Source organism: Pedobacter sp. BG31 (assembly GCF_042464845.1).
Lineage (GTDB): Bacteria > Bacteroidota > Bacteroidia > Sphingobacteriales > Sphingobacteriaceae > Pedobacter > Pedobacter suwonensis.
The window spans coordinates 97,785-118,246 of the sequence record NZ_JBHNZK010000014.1 but is presented as its reverse complement, the minus strand read 5'-3'; the positions used below and the strand labels follow the sequence as shown (position 1 = coordinate 118,246).

The 20,462-nt window shown below is 39.0% G+C and carries 23 protein-coding genes; 10 read left to right on the top strand and 13 right to left on the bottom strand.

What is annotated here, in order from left to right:
• Positions 1-83: 83 nt before the first annotated feature.
• Entirely contained in the window at positions 84-500 is a 417-nt protein-coding gene (locus ACFE6N_RS16590; protein WP_378938265.1) for a DUF1801 domain-containing protein, read from the bottom strand.
• A gap of 209 nt (positions 501-709) precedes the next feature.
• Here ACFE6N_RS16590 and ACFE6N_RS16585 point away from each other — a divergent pair, with 209 nt between their 5' ends.
• The 5 genes from ACFE6N_RS16585 to ACFE6N_RS16565 all read left to right on the top strand — a co-directional run bounded on the left by ACFE6N_RS16585 (position 710) and on the right by ACFE6N_RS16565 (position 4,959).
• Positions 710-1,774, top strand: a complete 1,065-nt coding sequence (locus tag ACFE6N_RS16585; RefSeq protein ID WP_378938263.1) for a Gfo/Idh/MocA family protein — start codon at positions 710-712, stop codon at positions 1,772-1,774.
• A gap of 326 nt (positions 1,775-2,100) precedes the next feature.
• Entirely contained in the window at positions 2,101-3,177 is a 1,077-nt protein-coding gene (locus ACFE6N_RS16580) for an ATP-binding protein (protein WP_378938261.1), read from the top strand.
• Between the two features lie 40 nt (positions 3,178-3,217).
• Positions 3,218-3,868 (top strand): response regulator, encoded by a 651-nt coding sequence (locus ACFE6N_RS16575; RefSeq protein ID WP_378938259.1) that lies wholly within the window; start codon positions 3,218-3,220, stop codon positions 3,866-3,868.
• A 125-nt stretch (positions 3,869-3,993) separates the two neighbouring features.
• Positions 3,994-4,512: an RNA polymerase sigma factor gene (locus ACFE6N_RS16570; RefSeq protein WP_378938257.1), complete on the top strand. Its 519-nt coding sequence runs from the start codon at positions 3,994-3,996 to the stop codon at positions 4,510-4,512.
• 75 nt (positions 4,513-4,587) lie between these two features.
• The gene (locus ACFE6N_RS16565; RefSeq protein WP_378938255.1) at positions 4,588-4,959 is read left to right on the top strand and encodes a two-component system response regulator; all 372 of its coding nucleotides are present in this window, start codon (positions 4,588-4,590) and stop codon (positions 4,957-4,959) included.
• A 152-nt stretch (positions 4,960-5,111) separates the two neighbouring features.
• Here ACFE6N_RS16565 and ACFE6N_RS16560 read toward each other — a convergent pair whose 3' ends face one another.
• Positions 5,112-5,606, bottom strand: a complete 495-nt coding sequence (locus tag ACFE6N_RS16560; RefSeq protein ID WP_378938253.1) for a hypothetical protein — start codon at positions 5,604-5,606, stop codon at positions 5,112-5,114.
• The gene (locus ACFE6N_RS16555) at positions 5,596-6,054 is read right to left on the bottom strand and encodes a hypothetical protein (RefSeq protein WP_378938251.1); all 459 of its coding nucleotides are present in this window, start codon (positions 6,052-6,054) and stop codon (positions 5,596-5,598) included. The genes ACFE6N_RS16560 and ACFE6N_RS16555 overlap by 11 nt, the downstream gene beginning before the upstream one ends.
• 148 nt (positions 6,055-6,202) lie before the next feature.
• On the opposite strand from ACFE6N_RS16555, the gene xth reads away from it, so the two are divergent.
• Complete coding sequence (gene xth, locus ACFE6N_RS16550) at positions 6,203-6,979, top strand: exodeoxyribonuclease III (protein WP_378938249.1); 777 nt, start codon at positions 6,203-6,205, stop codon at positions 6,977-6,979.
• Position 6,980: 1 nt separating this feature from the next.
• Here xth and ACFE6N_RS16545 read toward each other — a convergent pair whose 3' ends face one another.
• From ACFE6N_RS16545 to ACFE6N_RS16515, 7 genes are all read right to left on the bottom strand, one after another.
• Positions 6,981-7,385: a PAS domain-containing protein gene (locus ACFE6N_RS16545; RefSeq protein WP_378938247.1), complete on the bottom strand. Its 405-nt coding sequence runs from the start codon at positions 7,383-7,385 to the stop codon at positions 6,981-6,983.
• A gap of 310 nt (positions 7,386-7,695) precedes the next feature.
• The gene (locus tag ACFE6N_RS16540; protein ID WP_378938244.1) at positions 7,696-7,968 is read right to left on the bottom strand and encodes a hypothetical protein; all 273 of its coding nucleotides are present in this window, start codon (positions 7,966-7,968) and stop codon (positions 7,696-7,698) included.
• Positions 7,968-9,083 carry a M42 family metallopeptidase gene (locus tag ACFE6N_RS16535; protein ID WP_145856982.1) on the bottom strand — a complete coding sequence of 372 codons (1,116 nt, stop codon included), beginning with the start codon at positions 9,081-9,083 and terminating at the stop codon, positions 7,968-7,970. Before ACFE6N_RS16535 ends, ACFE6N_RS16540 begins: the two co-directional genes overlap by 1 nt.
• A gap of 66 nt (positions 9,084-9,149) precedes the next feature.
• A complete protein-coding gene (locus ACFE6N_RS16530; RefSeq protein WP_378938241.1) occupies positions 9,150-9,560 on the bottom strand; it encodes a GNAT family N-acetyltransferase in 411 nt (136 codons plus the stop codon).
• A gap of 2 nt (positions 9,561-9,562) precedes the next feature.
• Positions 9,563-10,156: a hypothetical protein gene (locus ACFE6N_RS16525; RefSeq protein WP_378938239.1), complete on the bottom strand. Its 594-nt coding sequence runs from the start codon at positions 10,154-10,156 to the stop codon at positions 9,563-9,565.
• Between the two features lie 14 nt (positions 10,157-10,170).
• A complete protein-coding gene (locus ACFE6N_RS16520) occupies positions 10,171-11,337 on the bottom strand; it encodes an MFS transporter (RefSeq protein WP_166672336.1) in 1,167 nt (388 codons plus the stop codon).
• Between the two features lie 119 nt (positions 11,338-11,456).
• Positions 11,457-12,998, bottom strand: a complete 1,542-nt coding sequence (locus ACFE6N_RS16515; protein WP_378938237.1) for an acyl-CoA carboxylase subunit beta — start codon at positions 12,996-12,998, stop codon at positions 11,457-11,459.
• A gap of 744 nt (positions 12,999-13,742) precedes the next feature.
• Here ACFE6N_RS16515 and ACFE6N_RS16510 point away from each other — a divergent pair.
• The 3 genes from ACFE6N_RS16510 to can all read left to right on the top strand — a co-directional run bounded on the left by ACFE6N_RS16510 (position 13,743) and on the right by can (position 16,457).
• Positions 13,743-14,045 carry a hypothetical protein gene (locus ACFE6N_RS16510; protein ID WP_378938235.1) on the top strand — a complete coding sequence of 101 codons (303 nt, stop codon included), beginning with the start codon at positions 13,743-13,745 and terminating at the stop codon, positions 14,043-14,045.
• 145 nt (positions 14,046-14,190) lie between these two features.
• Positions 14,191-15,798: a SulP family inorganic anion transporter gene (locus ACFE6N_RS16505; protein ID WP_378938233.1), complete on the top strand. Its 1,608-nt coding sequence runs from the start codon at positions 14,191-14,193 to the stop codon at positions 15,796-15,798.
• Between the two features lie 2 nt (positions 15,799-15,800).
• Positions 15,801-16,457 carry a carbonate dehydratase gene (gene can / locus ACFE6N_RS16500; RefSeq protein WP_378938231.1) on the top strand — a complete coding sequence of 219 codons (657 nt, stop codon included), beginning with the start codon at positions 15,801-15,803 and terminating at the stop codon, positions 16,455-16,457.
• 172 nt (positions 16,458-16,629) lie between these two features.
• Here the strand turns inward: can and ACFE6N_RS16495 are convergent, their stop codons facing one another.
• Positions 16,630-17,358: a DUF3667 domain-containing protein gene (locus ACFE6N_RS16495; protein WP_378938229.1), complete on the bottom strand. Its 729-nt coding sequence runs from the start codon at positions 17,356-17,358 to the stop codon at positions 16,630-16,632.
• A complete protein-coding gene (locus ACFE6N_RS16490; protein ID WP_378938227.1) occupies positions 17,355-17,606 on the bottom strand; it encodes a hypothetical protein in 252 nt (83 codons plus the stop codon). Before ACFE6N_RS16490 ends, ACFE6N_RS16495 begins: the two co-directional genes overlap by 4 nt.
• An 86-nt stretch (positions 17,607-17,692) precedes the next feature.
• On the opposite strand from ACFE6N_RS16490, the gene ACFE6N_RS16485 reads away from it, so the two are divergent.
• Positions 17,693-18,454 (top strand): response regulator transcription factor, encoded by a 762-nt coding sequence (locus tag ACFE6N_RS16485; protein ID WP_378938225.1) that lies wholly within the window; start codon positions 17,693-17,695, stop codon positions 18,452-18,454.
• Between the two features lie 95 nt (positions 18,455-18,549).
• Here ACFE6N_RS16485 and pruA read toward each other — a convergent pair whose 3' ends face one another.
• Positions 18,550-20,184 (bottom strand): L-glutamate gamma-semialdehyde dehydrogenase, encoded by a 1,635-nt coding sequence (gene pruA, locus ACFE6N_RS16480; protein ID WP_378938223.1) that lies wholly within the window; start codon positions 20,182-20,184, stop codon positions 18,550-18,552.
• Between the last annotated feature and the right edge of the window lie 278 nt (positions 20,185-20,462).

Sequence of the window (20,462 nt, the reverse complement as noted above, 5' to 3'; positions counted from 1 at the left end):
TTAACCGAAATCAGTGATTTAACAGGATACTCTATTAAGAACGGGTTGGCTATTAATTTCATCCCCACCTTATATTTTTCATTTTAAGGGTATAAACTTTTAATCCTTGCCACAGAATTGGCGACCATTTCTTTTAATATCTCCACGTCAATGTCGCTTAAGTGTTTTACGTATATGCAAGCTTTGGCGGTCTTGTGTTTTCCGAATTTAGCCAATAGTTCATCACGTTTTTCAAACCCTAATGATAAATATAGCGCTATTGCATCTTTCCGTGGCGAAAACCCAGCCAGCGGAGCGTCACCTGCTCTACCGCTTTCATATTTGTAATGGTAGCTGCCAAAGCCAACAATAGCTGTTCCCCACATTTTCGCTTTAAAACCTGTTGTTTCAGCGATAATACTCGAAAGATTAAAACAATCCTTCCGTTTCGTTTCATCTGTTACCGTATTCAGAAAATCGTTAACACTTAAATCGTTTTCTGTAGTTTTATTCTTCGCCATGTTTTTGATAATGAATATAAGGTTTAAAGTAGCATTGGTTAATGAGTCCGATCCTTTACTTTGTAATATTTTTAAGTGTTAGCCTTAAGCCTTTTATAAATTTATAATTTGTAAACAACAATTTAGAAAACAGCATGAAAACAGTTCATCATAAAATAAAATATTTTTGTCGGTTCAATACTCTGGTTTTGGTCTTCTTACTTTGTTTTATGAGTACCAAGGCACAGCAAAAATTAAATGTAGCTATAGCTGGCTTAAACCATGATCATGTTTATCTGATTATGAACAGCTACGAAAAGGGCGAAGTTAACGTGGTTGGTATTGCAGAAAGTAATCCTGTACTGGTTAGCCGGTTTAGAACCCGCTATAAAATACCTGACAGTATATTTTATAATAACCTTCCTGGTCTGTTAAAGAAAAAGAAACCAGATGTGGTGCTGGCCTATAATGCCATCAGCGATCATTTAGCCGTTGTAGAGGCTGCCGCTCCGCTTGGCATATCGGTTATGGTAGAAAAACCTTTGGCAATATCGGTTAAAGAGGCCGCACGAATGGCAGAACTGGCTGAACAGCATAAAGTACATATACTAACCAATTACGAAACCACCTGGTATCCGAGCAATCAAGAGGTTTACAAAAATGTAAAAGAAAGCAATACCATAGGCGCAATCAGAAAAATGATTGTACACGATGGACACCAGGGACCGAAAGAAATCGGCGTAAGTAAAGAATTTTTGGAATGGTTGACCGACCCTGATAAAAATGGAGCAGGGGCACTGGTTGATTTTGGCTGTTATGGTGCTAATTTAATGACTTGGTTAATGGATGGTAAAGCGCCAATTTCGGTTACAGCCATTACCCGTCAAATAAAGAAGGAGATGTACCCTAAGGTAGATGATGATGCAACTATTTTATTGGAGTACTCACATGCTACAGGGATTATTGAAGCCTCATGGAACTGGCCGTTTAGTATAAAAGATATGGAAGTATTCGGCGAAAAGGGATATATGCAAGCCATTAATGAGAAAAACATCAGGGCAAGGCAAAGCAATAAAGAAGGTTATGAAATCTATCAGCCCAAAACTTTGGCACCTGCTTATGCTAACCACCTGAACTATCTTTCGGCAGTTTTAAAAGGAGAAATCAAGCCTAAAAATGATCTTTCGTCTCTGGAGAATAATTTAATTGTAGTGCGCATTTTAGAGGCCGCAAAAATTTCGGCTAAGACCGGTAAAAAAGTGATGTTGAATGGGCAGTTATCAAAAACAAAATAGCCACCTCTATGATGGCTATTGGTAAGAAGAATGGTGCCTTCCCTATGTTGTGCCTGCCCTCCGCGGATCTCCCGCTCACAGGACTTTTTTATCTGTTTTTTATGATTAACAATTTAGGCATTAGTTGGTTTTAATAGCGTAAATAATTTTGCACACTGTGTGGAAAATGTTAATATCTTCAGCGCAGTTAGCCGCTGTGAAAAAATGTTTGCAGGTAAAATGGTAACGGCTTTTTTTGTATAAAACATTTTTACTCCTATGCTGTTTGAGATTTGACTGCTGATTCATAATTATATTATTTACTGGCAAATTATCAAACATTAATCATGGTCGAATTAAATAAAGAGCTTTTTTGTAACCTCGGTGACCGTTCTTTGGACGGATATTTTATTTTCAACGCTGCAGCGCAAAATTTTTCATATCTAAACAGATCGTTAAGTAATATATGGGAGCTGGACTCGGATGAAGTGACTATTGATCCAAAGTTAGTGATAGAGCGGGTTCATCCTGAAGATTTGACGCATGTAGAGGCCTGCTATAAAGAATGCATTAAAGAAGAAACGGAAAATAAATATGAATTCCGTTTACAGTTTCCTGAAAGGGAGAAATTTGTTCGGGTATCCGTATTTGCTGTTACTGATGGTGAATTTAAGTTTTTAGTGGGTACAGTAGAAGACATCACGGTGATGCGCCACAATCAGATCCATATCGAACAGATCAACGCAAGAAAAAATATTACCTTAGAAGTATTGGCGCATGATTTAAAAGAACCACTGGGCATGATGAAATTAATTGCTTCATCAATGAAAGAGGGCATTGCGCAAACTGGCGATGAGCGGATGATCAACTCGCTGGCTTTTATACAGGACATGTGTGAGCGCAACCTGCTTCTCGTACGTAGCATGGTTAACAAAGAGTTCTTAAAATCATCCATCGTAGAAATCCGCAAGGAGCGGGCTGACCTGGTTTGGGAACTGAGAGATGTGGTTCGTTTTTATAAACGATCGAAGCTGGGCAAAATGAAGCATATTAAATTTACAAGCTCTGCTGAACAGATTTATCTGCGTCTTGATAGTATGAAGTTTATACAGGTCATCAATAACCTCATTTCAAACTCCATAAAATTTACTGCCGATTATGGAACCATTACTATCCATGCCGAAGAATATGAAAGTACAGTGCTGATTACTGTGGCCGACGATGGGATTGGGATTCCGGAAGAGTTACAAGCCGGACTTTTTAACCATTTGCCAGAAACTTTAAGGCCGGGTCTTAAGGGGGAAGAGTCTGGCGGATTTGGGATGGGTATTATCAAAGCGATTGTAGATTTACATCAGGGAAAAATTTGGTTTGAGAGTAAAACCGGTGCTGGAACAACCTTCTATATCGAGCTGCCAAAGTAGACGTTTTTAATTTTAAAACGGCGTAAGTTATATTTGAATTATGATTAACATTATTCTTGCGGATGATCACCATATTATCCGGGCCTCACTTAAAGCGCTCATAGAAAAACACGAAGGCATCAATGTTGTTGCAGAAGTACCAGATGGTTTGGCCGTCCTGGAACTTTTGGAAAAAGGAATAAAAGCTGATATTATTTTATCGGATATTGTAATGCCAAGATTAGACGGGATTGCCCTGGCAAGTACGATTAAAGCACGTAAATACACCGCGAAAGTGGTTGTTCTATCCATTTTGGATGATGAAAAGTATGCATCAAATGCTTTTGTATCAGGAGCTTTTGCTTACCTGTCAAAAGATATTGAAGAAGATGAACTGTTGTTTTGCCTAAAGCATGTTATGAAGGGAAAACGCTACCTTTCTTCTAATTTATGCATCTCCATTTTAGAGCGTTTTAATATGCAGTTGAATATACTTTCGCGAAAACTGAATACGGAAATCAACTTTACGGAGCGTGAGATTAATGTACTAAAACTCATTGCAGATGGATTAACCAACCAGGAAATAGCTGATAAATTATACCTGAGCAGGCGCACTGTGGAGAGCCAGAGAGAAGCTTTAATCAGTAAAACCGGCACTAAAAATTCCGCATCTCTAGTTCGTTTTGCCATGCGAAATGGTTATGTAGACTAGCATTTTTGAACGTTTTTTGCCCCTTTTTTAAGTGTTTATAATAAACCGTAAAAAATCGGGTATTTCTACAAATAACATAAGGAGTTGAGGTTTGTTGAATATTTACATCAGCCTTAAAACGAATTATGGATACATTAAATTTTAATTGCGACATCTACCAATACAGACAACCACTTTTCGACCGTGCATTAGCATACACACATGATGAAGATGATGCTGCTGATTTAGTTCAGGATACCTTTATGAAAGCATTTAGGTTTTCGGCAAGATTTGAAATGGGAAGTAACGTGCGGGCGTGGCTTTTTACCATTCTGAAAAATACTTTTCTTAATCATTATTATAAGGTTAAGCGTAAGAACGAAATGATCCAGCAGGAAGAGGATTTAACCTCTGTTCAATTGATTCCGAGCGCATCTTTAAATAATGGTGCCACCAAGTTTATAATGGAAGATATCCAAAAGTCCTTAGATGCTTTACCTGAGGATTGTAGGTTCTGCTTTTGCCGCTATTTTGAAGGTTATAAATATCACGAAATCGCCGCCGAGCTCGATATCCCTTTGGGTACTGTAAAAACTAAAATACATGTAGCCAGAGGTCTTCTTAAAAAGATGCTTAAAAACTATAAATCGGGTTTGGCCGCCTAACCTTATGGTTTATTCGGTAAATTCACGTATAAATACGTTGCGCGAACCAGATCACTTAAACTAGATTTGTTGCGTATGAGCAACGCGCTAGTTAAAAAGATTCTAATAGTTGATGATGACGAGAACATTCATGATATTATTAAATTAATTTTTGAGGAAGAACATTATCATATAAAAGGTATTTTGAATGCTCATGAGTCTGAGTTAGAGCGTACCATAGCTGATTTTCGACCAGATGTTATTTTACTTGATATACTTATCGGCCAGCATGACGGGCGTGATGTTTGCAATAGGTTAAAAAATAATGCTGCAACATCATCTTTGCCGGTAATATTGCTTTCTGCAGTCAATATGGATAACTTAAGCTGCTCGCCTGATGACACCATTGAAAAGCCTTTTGATATCACCGATTTCCAGCAAAAAGTTAAGGCATTATTGGATAAATAAAAATGCCTGGAAATAAAAAAGGGGATAGACCAACAGCCTATCCCCATATCTAAACTCAAACATGCGCTCAAACATGAATGAATCTTAACAACTAAACATTTCAGTTTAGTATTGGTTTTAAAAAGGCAGGTTTATCTATTATATTCCACATATTACCTGTTCTTTTGTTTGAGTTCTATCTTCAACTCTTTAATCTGTTCCTTAATCTGTCTGTTTTCCAGGTAAAAGTAAATAGCAAAGGCCAGAAATATCTTGCCCAATACAAAAACGGCAACAAATACCCATTTCCAGGCTTTGTTAACACGCATTTGGTTAGACTCTGATTCTACCTCTATATATTTTTCCCGTTTATTTTCCTGGTGAATTTTATCATAACTGTATTCGGAATTCAAATTGTTTTGTAACGCCTGGTTTTGGCGTTGTATTTCATTAATCTCCTGTTCGATTTTAGCCAAAGTGCCTGCCGGAGGCTCAATACTCATGTTTTGCGCCAATACCTCCATATCATATTCCAACTGCTCCAAAGCAGCCTTAAATGCAGGATATTCCTTTTTTAGTGATAAAACTTTTTGTACCTCCTCTTCGGTGGCAATTCCCATCACATAGGTTTCCATTAAACCGCTCTCAATGATTTTATTAATTTCCACTTGCCCTCCTCATTTTATCGATTGATAATTTTAACTGATTACGGATTTCGCTTTCATCACATCCAATTGTTGTCGCCAGGTATTGAATTGATTTTCCGTGATAATACACTGCACAAAATATTCTTTTCTGTAAATCATCTAACACATCCAACCCACCTTTAGGTACTGATTGGTTAAGATTTAACGGACGATCTTTAGCCGTATACAAAGTTAATTTACTTTGTGCATATTGGCGCAGTTCCAGCCACATATTTAATCTGTTTTTTTCTGGTGAAACAACAACATCTTTCACGAATGAAGTGAGAATAGCAACCAGATGATCTTCTGATTTTTGAGGATTTTGCACAATACCATTGATATAACCAAGCAGCATGGGCGCATACTGATCATAGAACCAACGGATATTTTCCGGCTCTGCAGAACGATTGTTTAATACTGCTTTGAACATGGTTATTTAAACGGTCAACCTAAATGAGGTGCAAGATAATGCCAAATTTTAAATTATCTTTAATTAATGTGTAAAATGTTGCTTAAAATAGGCTGAGATCAATACAACAATCATCTATTTTTGAATTTTTAATGCAAAGATTTATAGAATGAAAATAGCTACTTATAATGTGAACGGTGTAAATGGCCGTTTGCCCGTACTTTTACGCTGGCTGGAAGAAACCCAGCCAGATGTGGTGTGCCTGCAGGAACTAAAGGCGCCGCAGGAAAAGTTTCCTGAACAGGCGATTAAAGATGCCGGGTATAACGCCATATGGCATGGGCAGAAGAGCTGGAACGGAGTGGCCATACTTGCCAGAAATTTAGAAATAACCGAACTGAAGCGTGGTTTAGACGGAGACCCTGAAGATTTACACAGCAGGTACATAGAGGCAATGATAAATGGTATCATAGTTGGTTGTTTGTACCTTCCTAACGGTAACCCGGCGCCAGGGCCCAAATTTGATTATAAGCTGCGATGGTTTGAGCGTTTTACGGCACATGCAGCGACTTTGCTGGCGCAGAATATCCCGGTGGTTTTGGCTGGAGATTATAATGTAATTCCTACCGAACTCGATGCCTATAAACCTGAACGATGGGTTGAAGATGCCTTGTTTCGTCCGGAAACCCGGCAGGCATTTCAAGACCTAATTGCACAGGGCTGGACAGATGCGATCAGAAAGTTATATCCAGCAGAAACAATATATACCTTTTGGGATTATTTCCGCAATGCTTACGGCAGAAATGCCGGGTTAAGAATTGACCATTTTTTATTGAGTCCTCAGGTGAGCGATCGCTTAAAATCAGCAGGAGTGGATAAAAACGTTAGGGGATGGGAAAAAACAAGCGACCACGGACCTGTATGGATAGAATTGGATGACATGTAAATCAGGATGGTTTCAAATCGGTAACATCCAATGTTGTACCGATCAGTTTTAACGATTCGCCATCCTGTTGGGAAAGTATTCCATCGGCTTTGATCCACCGGATTTTTCCATCCGGACGGCGGATCCGGTACAATACATCATAGCTGTTTTTTTCTCTGGTTACGGTAAGCTCTATCTCATCCTGAACATGATCGAGGTCTTCGGGGAGGATTAGGCCTAAAACGGTTTCATAGTTTAAAACGCCATCTGGCGGGTAACCAAAATTCTCTTTAAAAGATCGGGTTGAACGAAGTATACCGGTTGTTATACTCAGTTCCCAAAAACCAAGGCGAAGGTGGTCGAATACGACATCCCAGTGATCATCACAAATAACGGATAGATCAACATTTTTTTTGTTTGTGTTCATAATAAGAAGGATAACTATGAAGGTAAATTACACAAACTATGTGAAGATATGTTGAGTATTAACAAAAATTAATGTACGGGAAACACTGCGTACCTATGATTATCTCTAAATCAAAAGATAAACGTTTGAATGATTGGCAATGCAGGCGCTTTAAAGTTCATATTTGGATATTAATGCGGCTGTATTGAAATAGATAACCTGCCAGATAAACTACATGACGATGTTGTTCATCTGGCAGGCTCAGTAAAAGTTATGCTTAGTACAGAAAAATTCAGAGATTTTTCGCGATATAGCATTTTAGTCTTAGTTACTAATTTGAATGCTGATCTGAGACTTTTGCCTTTTCGATCAGTTCTTTCTGATTCATTAAATCTTTGTAATAAAAATAACCACCAAATCCTAAAATAAGGATGATATTGCTTACTTTAAAGCTATGATCGAGCCAATAATCCAACGGTGGTGCGTTACCAATAAAACTCTGTTTAATGCTTGGCCAGGAGTTAAGGATAAAGATAACTACAATCATAAGCAAAACCTTTAATAAGGTGCTGATCATGATTTTCCGGTGATTTAATTTTTCCATTATTTAAATGATCTGAAATCCTGACCGTTGCTAATGTTCAATAAGCTTTCATAAATCAGGCTGATTACATTGTCAACATCCTCTTTATGCACCATCTCTACCGTAGTATGCATATAACGTAACGGCAGCGAAATTAATGCCGATGGTACACCACCATTTGAGTAAGCAAAAGCATCGGTATCAGTTCCTGTAGAACGTGAAGACGCTTGGCGCTGGAAGGGGATCTGATTTTTCTCAGCCGTTTGGATCAATAGTTTATTTAAATTGGTTTGAACAGCCGGAGCATAGGAAACCACAGGTCCTTTACCCGCTGATAGATCACCCTGAACGTTTTTATTGATCATTGGCGTAGTGGTATCGTGCGTTACATCGGTAATAATGGCCACATTCGGTTTAATGCGCTGGGCAATCATCTCGGCACCACGTAAACCGATTTCTTCCTGTACCGAATTTACAATGTACAAACCGAAAGGAAGTTTTTTCTTGTTTTCTTTTAATAAACGGGCTACTTCGGCAATCATAAAACCACCCACACGGTTATCTAAAGCACGGCCAACATAATAGCGGTCGTTTAATACCATAAACTCATCTTCGTAGGTAATTACACAGCCCACATGGATGCCTAGTTTTTCTACTTCTTCTTTTGAGGTGCAACCGCAATCTAAAAAGATATTTTTTAATTCCGGAGCCTGTTCTTTCTCGCCATGGCGCGTATGGATAGCAGGCCATCCGAATACTGCTTTAACCAGGCCCTTCTCGGTATGGATATTTACACGTTTTGAAGGTGCAATCTGATGATCAGAACCGCCGTTACGGATCACGTAAATTAAGCCGTCGCTGGTAATGTAATTCACATACCAGGAAATTTCATCAGCATGGGCTTCTATAACCACTTTAAAATCAGCTTTGGGGTTGATCACACCCACAGCGGTACCATAATTATCGATAAAGTGTTCGTCTATATAAGGTTTTAAATAATTTAACCAAAGTTTTTGTCCTTCCCATTCATAACCGGTTGGAGCAGGATTATTGATGTATTCTTCAAGAAACTGCAGCGATTTTTTAGTAACCACAGCAACATGTTTTTTCTTTTCTTCGTCTTTTTTCTTAGCCATATGTTATTTGCTTTATAGCATGGGGCAAAGCGCATGGCATGATGCGTTTGTCCGTCTTGTTAATTATTATGATACTTCTTTTTCCATGACCACAAAATCGTAACCATCTTTACAAAACGTTTTATTTGTTTCGTGGAAGCCAAATTTAAAATAAAATTCCTTAGCATTTACACGTGCATTGCACCATAGTTTTGTCGCTTTTTGAATTTTACAAAAATCAAGGATATAGGCCATTAATTGTGAACCCAAACCCATTTTTTGTGCACCAGGTAAGATGGCCAGTTTACGGAATTGATATACAGTTCCTTCATAAAATAGAGAAACTACCCCTGTTAACTTATGATCGAGGTATAATCCAAAATGGATGCCATCAAAATCGCTGGCAAGCTTTACGCTGTCAAAAGGTAACTCCGGATACATGGCTTCATGCCTGATCCGCCAGGTTAGCGAGGGAAATATCTGCTCAATTTGAACCATAATTATAATAAAAAGCTAAAACCTATCCGGCCACCAATTCCATAATAAGTATCAATTTTATTTATGGCCGCAAGTGGGCCAAGAGATAACTCGAAGTTAATTTTTCTCCCGACATAGGTTTGAAAACCCCATTGAGGCATGATATTGATCTGTGAACCGTACAAAGTATTGCTTTGGGTAGGGATGATTGTTAATACATCAAGGCCAACATAACCGGAGCTGTTGTTTATGGTTCTTTTACCCTTTTTAATTCTCCGGTTAAAATTGTAATAGTGCCTGAAACCTGCATTTAATGATGGATAAATCTTGAAATCTGTTTCTGTGTTGACACTGATATTATAATTGTTATCCATTGTAAACTCGGTTTGATAAATAAATGCACCTTCGGCTCCTGCGCCAAAATAAACCGAAGTTGTTTTACCTACTTTTTGTTCTCTTTCGTAACCTATGCCCAAAAGATTAAGCCTTATTTTGTTAAACGATTTTACTTCGGTTGGCTGCTCTAATTTTGTACTGTCCTGCGCCTTCGTTTTACCAACAATAGTCATGAAAACGAATAATACTGAAAATGCTTTGATTGCGTTTTTAGATTTCATAAAATTTGTAAAGGTTATTTAAATTGTGATTTTTTGTTTCCGTAAAACTGATAAATTAATATGTTAAGAATAATGATGCCTGTCATTCCATAACAGAATAAATTCCATCCGCCCTGGTCCCAAAGCCATAAACCCAGTGCCGAGCCACAGCTGGCACCAATAAAACTAACCGACATAAAAATGGTGTTCAGCCGGTTTCTGGCTTCTGGTATTAGGGTATAAATCCGGGTTTGGTTGGTTACATGTATTGCTTGCTGGCCGATATCGATCAGAACAATACCGATTACAAACAGGTATAAATGGCTGTTTGTAAAATAAAACAAAGCGATACTGATGAGTTGCAATATAAAGCCGATCATTAAGTTTTTGCGCGGATTGTTGCCGTCGCTTAATTTTCCAACCAGTGGTGCAGCCAAAGCTCCTGCTGCTCCTGCAATTCCAAATAGACCAATTTGCAACGTTTGGAAATTAAAGGGCGGGTTAGCAAGGAATAATACCATGGTTGTCCAGAAAGCACTGATAATGGCAAAAGCCAGAAAATTAATAATCGAAGTTTCCCTTAAGGCAGGTTGTGTTTTGATATAACCAAACATCGAACGCATGAGTTCTTTATAGGAGCCTTTAAAATGAGGATAACTTTGCGGAAAGCGCTTGGCCATTAAAAAAATAAGCAGGCCACAAATCCCTGCAGCCATATAATACACAGCCCGCCAGCCTAGCCAAAACCCGATACTGCCACTCACTGCGCGTGAAGCCAGAATGCCAACCAACAGACCGCTCATAATCATTCCAATGTTGGCGCCACGATTCTCATCGGAACTTAGATTGGCTGCCAATGGCAATATTAATTGAGGTACAATAGAGCAGGCACCGATGAATACAGATGCCATTTCCAGTATAAAAAAGCTTTGTGAAACTGCCGCTATAAGTAAAGCAAAAATGGCAAGTCCGGTAATTACGAGAATCTGCTTTTTGCGTTCAAACATATCGCCCAGTGGCACTAAGAGGAAAAGGCCTAAAGCGTAACCAATCTGGGTAAGGTAGGTAATCTTCCCGGCAACGGGTTCGGTAAGGTCAAAATCTTTTGCAATCAAGATGACCAAAGGTTGGCAGTAATAAATATTTGCAACAATGAGGCCTGTGCAAAAAGCCATGAGGAGGATATCTGCTTTTTTTAACATGTAAGTTGATGTAAAATGTAATGATGTAAGATGGGGTTAAATAAGTAAGATGTAATAATGTAAGATGGATGATGGTGGAGTTAATCCATTTACCATCTTAACTTATCCGTCTTCCATCCTTACAGAGGTATATTTCCATGTTTCTTTCTCGGGTTGTTCACCACCTTATTTTCCAGCATTTTAAATGCTTTGATTAACTTGGTACGGGTTTTGGCCGGTTCAATTACTTCATCAATAAAACCACGTTCAGCAGCGCGATAAGGATTGGCAAAGATATCGGAGTATAATTTTTCTTTCTCGAGCCATTTTTCTTCCGGATTTTCTGCTGCGGTGATTTCGCGTTTAAAAATAATTTCTGCTGCACCTTTAGCACCCATTACGGCAATTTCTGCAGTTGGCCAGGCGTAATTCATATCTGCACCAATGTGTTTGCTGTTCATTACATCGTAGGCACCGCCATACGCTTTTCTGGTAATTACGGTAATGCGTGGTACGGTAGCCTCACTAAAGGCGTATAACAATTTGGCACCATTTGTAATAATGCCGTTCCACTCTTGATCTGTGCCTGGTAAAAAACCCGGAACATCTTCAAATACCAGCAATGGAATGTTAAAGCAATCGCAAAAGCGGACAAAGCGTGCGGCCTTAGCCGAAGAATTGCTGTCTAAAACTCCTGCCAGGTAGGCGGGCTGATTGGCTACAATACCAATGCTTCTGCCGGCCAGACGGGCAAAACCCACCACAATATTTTCTGCGTAAGCAGCATGTACTTCTAAAAAACTATCAGTATCGGCCACACTTTCAATCACTTCACGTATATCGTAAGGTTGTGAAGCATTCTCTGGCATAATTGTGCTAAGTTGTGGCCGGTTTTCATCGGCTGTTTCGTAAGGTAATTGATCGGCTATTTCCTCACAATTTTGGGGCATATAGCTTAAAAGTTTCTTAACATGGTTAATGGCCTCAATTTCATTGGCACAGGCAAAATGGGTAACACCAGATTTTGTTGCATGTGTACTGGCACCGCCCAATTCTTCAGATGTTACTTCTTCGTGTGTTACTGTTTTAACCACATTCGGGCCGGTTACAAACATGTATGACGTATTTTCTACCATCAAAATAAAATCGGTGATAGCTGGCGAATAAACGGCTCCGCCCGCACAAGGGCCCATTATTGCGGACAGCTGTGGGATTACGCCAGAAGCCTGTACATTTTTATAAAAGATATCGGCATAACCACCCAAAGAAACAACACCTTCCTGGATACGTGCACCACCACTATCGTTTAGGCCGATTAACGGAGCCCCGTTTTTCATAGCCATATCCATCAGCTTGCAAATTTTCTCCGCATGGGTTTCAGATAGTGAACCACCAAACACGGTAAAATCCTGAGAGAAAACATAGGTTAACCTGCCGTTAATGGTTCCATAACCCGTTACCACACCATCGCCCGGATATTTTTCGCGTTCCATGCCAAAGTCGGTGCTCCGGTGGGTAACCATCATGCCGATTTCTTCAAAGCTGCCATCATCCATTAGAAAATGAATGCGCTCGCGGGCAGTAAGTTTCCCTTTTTTATGCTGACTGTTGATACGGGCCTGTCCGCCGCCAAGACTGGCCTGGTTTATTTTATCTCTGAGTAATGCTATTTTTTTATCCATGGCTGAAGCTATGAGATTTTAAAATTAAAAATTACTATCGGTAATGCAAGTCTGGTGGGGTGTTATTTACCGAAGCACCACAATTTTTGTTCCCTAAACCTGACAGAAGCGGTATCCTTTTTGGCTCCGATTGATTTCGAATTTACAGCCAATTTTGCAAAAAAGATTTAGCGGATGGCAGGGCTAAAGTACCTATGAAATACTGTCCTTTCATTTCCTAAAAATAATTATGTTGCTATAAATTGGAAATGAACGATACTGTGCATCTGGCATTTTCAGATAGGATAGTTGACATGATCAGGAAACGGTTGGTTCTTTGCTTTTGGCAGGTCTGGTCCCGCTTTTGGTACGGGTTCCGATGAAGGATCGGAAGCTCTTCCCGACAATCGGGTTTATTTCACTTAGGTCAGTACATGGAAAACGAACCTCTGTTTCCTAAACCTGACAGAAGCGGTATCTTTTTGGCTCCGATTGATTTCGAATTTACAGCCATTTTTGCCAAAAAGATTTAGCGGATGGCAGGACTGAACTGACCGATAATAACAAAACCAACTGTTTCCCAACCTTATAAGCACCTCGTTTTTTTAAAGGAATACCTGTATTTTATTTAAATGATATTTTTTTTACAACTGATTGTATTGAAAAACCAATAATCCGTTTATTTTTGTAAGCATAGGAATTAAAACAGCATTAGAATTTTAAATGTTTTTAAGGAAATACAAGTATTTAATTGTTGCTACATTTATGGTCATCTTCATAGCGAAGATGGGCATTTCCGGTGCACCTGTATTTTATACAAGTATTGATAAGGAAATGATGAATGCTGTTATCATGCAAATTGAGTTAGAGCATGAAGGCGGTAAAGATGCCGCCAAAGACACCGCAAAATTTACTGATTTCAAACTCACCGAGCTGAATCATCCTATCCTTTCTTATGAGTTCTCTTCCAGCCATTTCTTTTTGAAGAGCAGTTTTATAGAGCATTTCAAAAGATATGTAGATCCATATCACCCTACTGTTCCAACACCTCCGCCTAACTTGATTTAGTTTTAATTATTTGGGGTAAATCACCTGCTCAATGCCATTGAGCGCTGTTGCTATATTTAAATTTATGCAATACGTAAATGCTTTGTGCAGAATATTTTGATCCCCTACGATTTTATTCGTTAAAATTTACTAGATCATAATCATTATGCAAAAAATTAACCCGGCCTTTTCAGGTTCGGATGTGAAAAAATATTTTCTAAAAAAGAACCTAAAGAAAGATTTACCCTCTAGTATTGTGGTGTTCTTGGTGGCCTTACCATTATGTTTAGGGATTGCCCTGGCTTCTGGCGCGCCGCTATTTGCAGGTTTAATTACCGGAATCATAGGTGGAATTGTAGTGGCCTCTTTTAGCGGCTCGCAGTTAAGCGTTAGCGGACCTGCAGCAGGTTTAACAGTTATTGTATTAGGTGCAATAACCTCGCTGGGAAGCTATCCTACGTTTTTACTTGCTGTGGTATTGGCAGGGGTGTTCCAGTTGATTTTAGGGCTGGTTAAGGCCGGAACTATTGGTAATTACTTCCCTTCTAGTGTGATTGAAGGGATGCTTGCCGCAATCGGACTGATTTTAATCTTAAAACAGTTACCGCATGCATTGGGTGTTGATACCGATTTTACTGGTGACGAGGGTTTCTTTCAACAGGATCATGAAAATACTTTTTCTGCAATTACTGCAGCAATAAGCCATTTTAGTCTGGCTGCGGTGGTTATCAGTTTATTATCAATAGCTATCCTGATTTTATGGCCAAAGTTTCCAAAACTGGCGGTTGTACCTGCACCATTGGTAGTGGTTACTTTAGGGATTCTGGGAACCCTGGTTTTTGCCGGAACCGATTATCCGTTACGGGCCGATCAAATGGTGAAAATACCGGTAGTAAATGGCTTCGGTGAATTCTTGGGACTATTTACAATGCCCGATTTTTCACAACTGGCCAATAAAAATGTGTACATCGTGGCCATTACCATTGCGGTTGTAGCAAGCCTGGAAACTTTGCTCAGTATCGAAGCGGTAGATAAAATTGATCCGATTAAGCGTGTAACACCAACAAACCGGGAGCTGATTGCACAGGGGATAGGAAATATTACCAGCGGGATGGTTGGTGGTTTACCTATGACATCTGTAATCGTGCGGAGTTCGGCAAATGTAAACGCTGGTGGCAGAACCAAAATGTCGGCTATTTTTCATGGTATCTGGTTATTATTGTCGCTATTGTTTATTCCCGGACTCATTAACATGATTCCGTTATCGTGTTTGGCGGCTATTCTTTTGGTAACCGGATATAGGCTTACACGAATCAGTCTTTTCAAACATATGTATCATAAAGGGTGGGACCAGTTTGTGCCATTTGTGGTTACTGTATTGGCGGTATTGTTCACCGATCTGTTAAAAGGCGTAGCCATTGGTATGCTGGTTTCTATTTTTTATTTACTGCGGACCAATATGCGTAACCCATTCTTTTACAGGATTACGAATGAAGGCGATAAAAAGAATATCAGAATTAAATTGGCAGAAGAGGTTTCTTTTTTAAATAAGGCAGCGATACAGGTAGTTTTAACGAATATTCCAAAAGAAACAAATGTAATTATTGATGGTTCAAATGCCAGGTATATCGATCCTGATGTATTGGAAACAATTTACAATTATAAGCATAATGCTTATACTAAAGGCATTATCGTAACCCTGGAGAATATCCAAAAACATTATAGAGTACCAAAATTAAATATTAAAGTAGAAGAAGAAATTAATAAATTATAATTATGTGCGCAAAAACAATAGAAACGAAAGATATTACTTATGATACCTTGTTACAAGGCAATAAAGATTGGGTTAAAGATACGATTGATAACGATCCTGAATTTTTTGATAAACTGTCGGCAGGTCAAAGCCCACCGGTATTGTGGATCGGTTGCTCTGATAGCCGTGTACCTGCAAACCAGATCACAAACACTAAACCGGGTGATATTTTTGTACACAGGAACATCGCCAATGTAGTGGTTCATACCGATATGAATTTACTCTCCGTGCTAGATTATTCCATTAATGTATTAAAAGTTAAACACGTTATCGTTTGTGGCCATTATGGTTGTGGCGGGGTAAAAGCGGCATTGGGCAATAAACAGGTTGGAATTATCGATAACTGGTTGAGAAATATCCGTGATGTGTATCGTACCCATGAACGCGAAATGGCAACGATCAAAGATCCTGATCAGCGATTTGACCGTTTAGTGGAATTAAATGCCATTGAAGGAGCTGCAAATGTAGCCAATACCTCAATTGTGCAGAGTGCCTGGGCCAGTGGCCAGGAACTGGCAGTACATGCCTGGGTGTACAGTTTAAAAACAGGAATTATTAAAGACATGAAGGTAACATGTACTTGCGTTGATGATGTTGCGCCTGCCTTCCAGGTGGGATAAAGACAACATTATTAAGCCATTTTTTAGTTGTTAGCGAAAGCGGCTGTGTCATATGATACAGCCGCTTTTATTTTCGGTATGTTTTGGCTTTAGCTTCCTGAATTAAAAGACCGGAACTAAAATGCTTTTTATATGTTGTGGAACCTGATTTAATTTTAGAGACAAAGCGATGTTAATGTTTGGCAACGGTATAGATCAGTATTCCTAATATCAGCGTACAGCACGTAAAGAGGATTACACCCAAAATATAAGCACCCAAAGCTTTCAGATAATTAATGTATTTGCCCTTTTCGAAAAACTGCCCTACAGCCCATGAAAAGTAAACGATAAACAGCATACCAGAATACTGCAAAAGGTGTTTATGGGTTAGTCCCTCAATTGTGGCAAAAACCGAGAACATAAGCATACCCATTCCCTGAAGGAAGCACAAAAGAATCAGCAATTCAAAAAAATTATAAGCATATTTTCTGAAAAAAAGTTTCAGCCATAGTGACAAAAATGCGCCTAACATAATATTGGCATAACCATAATGGCTCTGAACCCATTCGTTAATTGGGTTTACGGCCGCATTTTTGGTTTGATCAAAATTAAAGTAGCCTTTTTCAATATGGAAAAAATGATTAATCAGCGTGTAAATTAGAGAGGTTATGATTAAAAATGCAACCGGCTTTACCAGTCTGCTTCTATCACTGGATATAAACTTATGGATGGTTTGCCCTGGCCTGATCAATAATTCTTTAATGGTATAGAATATTCCCTTTTCTAAATGCAGCACATGCTCTATTTCGTGTTGAATATAATGCCAGTCGATTCTTTTGAGTTTGGCTGGTTCACCACATCTTGGACAATAGTTTTCAGGTATATCCTGGTTGCAGCTGATACAGGTTGCCGTTATCATCATTTATTGCGTAATTTAATTTCCTTGTTAATCTCAATAAGGCTGTTAATAGCCGGTAAGAATGCGATGGGTATAGCAGTGAGAATGGCTATAAATGGAGTAGCCGATTTTGTTTTAGATATAAACAGGTATACCACGCAGGCCATCAGAAATAGCCAAACAATTGTACCCGCTATGATTATAGCTTTTAATTTTGCCTTATTTTTAATTAATTCTGAAAAATCCAGCTTAGATAGTTTTTCTGCTGCCATATTGATTTGTGCTATTCAACAAAATTCAGAAATGTAATCTGATTGGCGATTACACTTTAGTGTAATTTTGCTACTTTAGTAGTGTCATGAAAGCTGATCAGCATAGAGGGTTACTTACCAAAAACAAAATAGACAATATCACTTCTCAAGATATACTCCAGCTGGATAATTATCTGGAAGCCATCAGCGCTTTCGAAAAATTAACCTATCAAAGCTTGTATGTGATCGATTATGCAGAAATGAAATTCGAATATGTATCTAGCAATCCACTTTTTTTATGTGGCCATAGTGTAGCTGAAGTAATGGCCTTAGGGTATGAGTTTTATATGAATAACGTACCTGAAAATGATCTGCATCTCTTGAATTTAATTAACGAATCGGGATTTGATTTTTTTGAGAAAATACCCCTTAAAGAAAAAAAGTTATACAGTATTACTTACGATTTTCATTTGCTGAATAAAGGCGGAAAAACGACTTTGATTAACCATAAGCTTACCCCGCTTTTTCTGAATGCAGCGGGAAAGATGTGGAAAGCTGTTTGCGTGGTCTCCATTTCTTCAAGTAAAACGGAAGGTAATGCTGCTATTCATAAACATGGCTCCGATCAGATCTGGAAGCTTGATGTAGCAAAACAGGTTTGGAGCAAACAACTGAAACCGAAACTTAGTGATCGCGAAATCGAAGTTTTACGGTTATATGCACAAGGTTTAACCATTAACCAGATCGCCGATAAGATATTTGTATCTCCTGATACCATAAAGTACTATAGACGAAAGATATTCGAGAATTTTGGCGTTGGGAATATTGTAGAAGCCCTTTCTTACGCGGTAAACAATAAGATAATTTAATTCTCTCCGGATGATCAGGCAGCCAGAGCGGCCATTCCTGTAAAAAATAAAACCTCCGGACATTCCGGAGGTTTCGATATCATGTTTATATTTTATTAGTCTTCTGCCAAAAATGGATAACGATAGTCTGTTGGCGATTCGAAAACCTCTTTAATGGTACGTGGAGAAACCCAACGCAATAAATTGATCATAGAACCGGCTTTATCGTTTGTACCAGAACCCCTGGCCCCACCAAACGGTTGTTGACCTACAACTGCACCCGTACATTTATCGTTGATGTAGAAGTTTCCAGCTGAATTACGTAGCGCATGGCTTGCTTTTTCGATGGCATATCTGTCCTGAGCAATTAATGCACCGGTTAATGCATAAGGAGATGTTGTATCAATCACTTCTAAAATCTGGTCGAAATCTTGGTCCGCGTAAACATAAACAGATAAAACAGGACCGAACAGTTCTTCACACATCGTTGTATATTTCGGGTCATTAACCACTAAGATCGTCGGCTCGATGAAATAACCTTTACTTTTATCATAGTTCCCACCTGCGATAATCTCTACACCTTGATCTTGTTTAGCCTGATCGATATATTTTGCTAATTTATCGAAAGAACGCTCATCGATAACGGCATTGATAAAGTTGCTGAAATCTTCTGTTCCGCCCATTTTAAAGCTGGCAAGATCAGCCAACATCTGTTCTTTAATTTCTGGCCAAAGGCTCTCTGCAATGTAAACGCGGCTAGCAGCTGAACATTTTTGTCCCTGGTATTCAAACGCACCGCGAACAATTGCCGTACTGGCTGCTTTTGTTTGTGCAGATGGGTGAACCAGGATAAAATCTTTACCACCGGTTTCGCCAACTATGCGTGGGTACGATTTGTATTTATGGATGTTTGTTCCAATTGTTTTCCAGATTTCCTGAAAAACTTTTGTGGAGCCTGTAAAGTGTATTCCTGCAAAATCAGGGTGGTTGAAAATCACTTCACCTGCTTCAGGTCCATCGGCATATACCAAATTAATTACGCCATCAGGTACACCTGCTTCACGGAAAATTTCCATTAAAAGGTTAGCCGCGTAAACTTGTGTATCAGCAGGCTTCCAAACCACCACATTACCCATCATCGCCGCTGATGCCGGTAAATTTGCAGCAATTGCTGTAAAGTTGAATGGGGTAAGGGCAAAAACAAAACCTTCTAACGGGCGTTGTTCAACACGGTTCCAGCTTCCGCGGGGCGAAACTGGCGGTTGTTGTTTGTAGATTTCTACCATGTAGCTTACGTTAAAGCGTAAGAAATCGATCAGCTCGCATGCGGCATCAATTTCAGCCTGATAGGCATTTTTGCTCTGCCCCAACATGGTCGCCGCATTTAATTTGTAACGGTATTTACCTGCAATCAGGTCGGCAGCTTTTAAGAAAATAGCTGCACGGTGTTCCCAGGCCAGGTTTTCCCAATTTTCTTTTGCTGCTAAAGCAGCATCAATCGCTTGGGTAATATGGGTTTTATCGCCAATGCTAAATTGGGCTAAAATATGTTGGTGATCGTGTGGAGGAACAACTTTCCCTTTTTTGTTGGTATGAACTTGTTTGCCACCAATGTACATCGGGATGTCTTGCTGGTGTGAGCGGGCTTCTGCAAGTGCTTCTTTCAAAAGCGCACGTTCTTTACTGCCAGGGCCATAATTTAATATAGGTTCGTTTACCGGAGTGGGTACGTTAAAAAATCCTTTAAGCATGTTTTATTTTTTATGATTTGCACAAAGATAATGCTTTTTAGGGTAGGCCATCCCATTATTCTGTAAAGAAAACAGCGTAAACGGTAGACTGTCTGAAGGAATGATAATATGCGTTAATTATAGGTTTATTAGGGTTAAAATCTGGCTGTTTAAATGACGCGTTAATGGTATTTCTTGTCGTGTCGGTTTGTTTGTTGTGTCAGTTGTTACCAACTTTTTTGTGGTGTCAGTTGTTACCAACTGACAATTATCAACTATTATAAAGAAAAAAAGGATTT

Bases quoted from the DNA above. Each gene is read 5' to 3' on its own strand.
- ACFE6N_RS16590 (WP_378938265.1), bottom strand. From the start codon at position 500: ATGGCGAAGAATAAAACTACAGAAAACGATTTAAGTGTTAACGATTTT.
- ACFE6N_RS16585 (WP_378938263.1), top strand. From the start codon at position 710: ATGAGTACCAAGGCACAGCAAAAATTAAATGTAGCTATAGCTGGCTTA.
- ACFE6N_RS16580 (WP_378938261.1), top strand. From the start codon at position 2,101: ATGGTCGAATTAAATAAAGAGCTTTTTTGTAACCTCGGTGACCGTTCT.
- ACFE6N_RS16575 (WP_378938259.1), top strand. From the start codon at position 3,218: ATGATTAACATTATTCTTGCGGATGATCACCATATTATCCGGGCCTCA.
- ACFE6N_RS16570 (WP_378938257.1), top strand. From the start codon at position 3,994: ATGGATACATTAAATTTTAATTGCGACATCTACCAATACAGACAACCA.
- ACFE6N_RS16565 (WP_378938255.1), top strand. From the start codon at position 4,588: ATGAGCAACGCGCTAGTTAAAAAGATTCTAATAGTTGATGATGACGAG.
- ACFE6N_RS16555 (WP_378938251.1), bottom strand. From the start codon at position 6,054: ATGTTCAAAGCAGTATTAAACAATCGTTCTGCAGAGCCGGAAAATATC.
- xth (WP_378938249.1), top strand. From the start codon at position 6,203: ATGAAAATAGCTACTTATAATGTGAACGGTGTAAATGGCCGTTTGCCC.
- ACFE6N_RS16545 (WP_378938247.1), bottom strand. From the start codon at position 7,385: ATGAACACAAACAAAAAAAATGTTGATCTATCCGTTATTTGTGATGAT.
- ACFE6N_RS16540 (WP_378938244.1), bottom strand. From the start codon at position 7,968: ATGGAAAAATTAAATCACCGGAAAATCATGATCAGCACCTTATTAAAG.
- ACFE6N_RS16535 (WP_145856982.1), bottom strand. From the start codon at position 9,083: ATGGCTAAGAAAAAAGACGAAGAAAAGAAAAAACATGTTGCTGTGGTT.
- ACFE6N_RS16530 (WP_378938241.1), bottom strand. From the start codon at position 9,560: ATGGTTCAAATTGAGCAGATATTTCCCTCGCTAACCTGGCGGATCAGG.
- ACFE6N_RS16525 (WP_378938239.1), bottom strand. From the start codon at position 10,156: ATGAAATCTAAAAACGCAATCAAAGCATTTTCAGTATTATTCGTTTTC.
- ACFE6N_RS16520 (WP_166672336.1), bottom strand. From the start codon at position 11,337: ATGTTAAAAAAAGCAGATATCCTCCTCATGGCTTTTTGCACAGGCCTC.
- ACFE6N_RS16515 (WP_378938237.1), bottom strand. From the start codon at position 12,998: ATGGATAAAAAAATAGCATTACTCAGAGATAAAATAAACCAGGCCAGT.
- ACFE6N_RS16510 (WP_378938235.1), top strand. From the start codon at position 13,743: ATGGTCATCTTCATAGCGAAGATGGGCATTTCCGGTGCACCTGTATTT.
- ACFE6N_RS16505 (WP_378938233.1), top strand. From the start codon at position 14,191: ATGCAAAAAATTAACCCGGCCTTTTCAGGTTCGGATGTGAAAAAATAT.
- can (WP_378938231.1), top strand. From the start codon at position 15,801: ATGTGCGCAAAAACAATAGAAACGAAAGATATTACTTATGATACCTTG.
- ACFE6N_RS16495 (WP_378938229.1), bottom strand. From the start codon at position 17,358: ATGATGATAACGGCAACCTGTATCAGCTGCAACCAGGATATACCTGAA.
- ACFE6N_RS16490 (WP_378938227.1), bottom strand. From the start codon at position 17,606: ATGGCAGCAGAAAAACTATCTAAGCTGGATTTTTCAGAATTAATTAAA.
- ACFE6N_RS16485 (WP_378938225.1), top strand. From the start codon at position 17,693: ATGAAAGCTGATCAGCATAGAGGGTTACTTACCAAAAACAAAATAGAC.
- pruA (WP_378938223.1), bottom strand. From the start codon at position 20,184: ATGCTTAAAGGATTTTTTAACGTACCCACTCCGGTAAACGAACCTATA.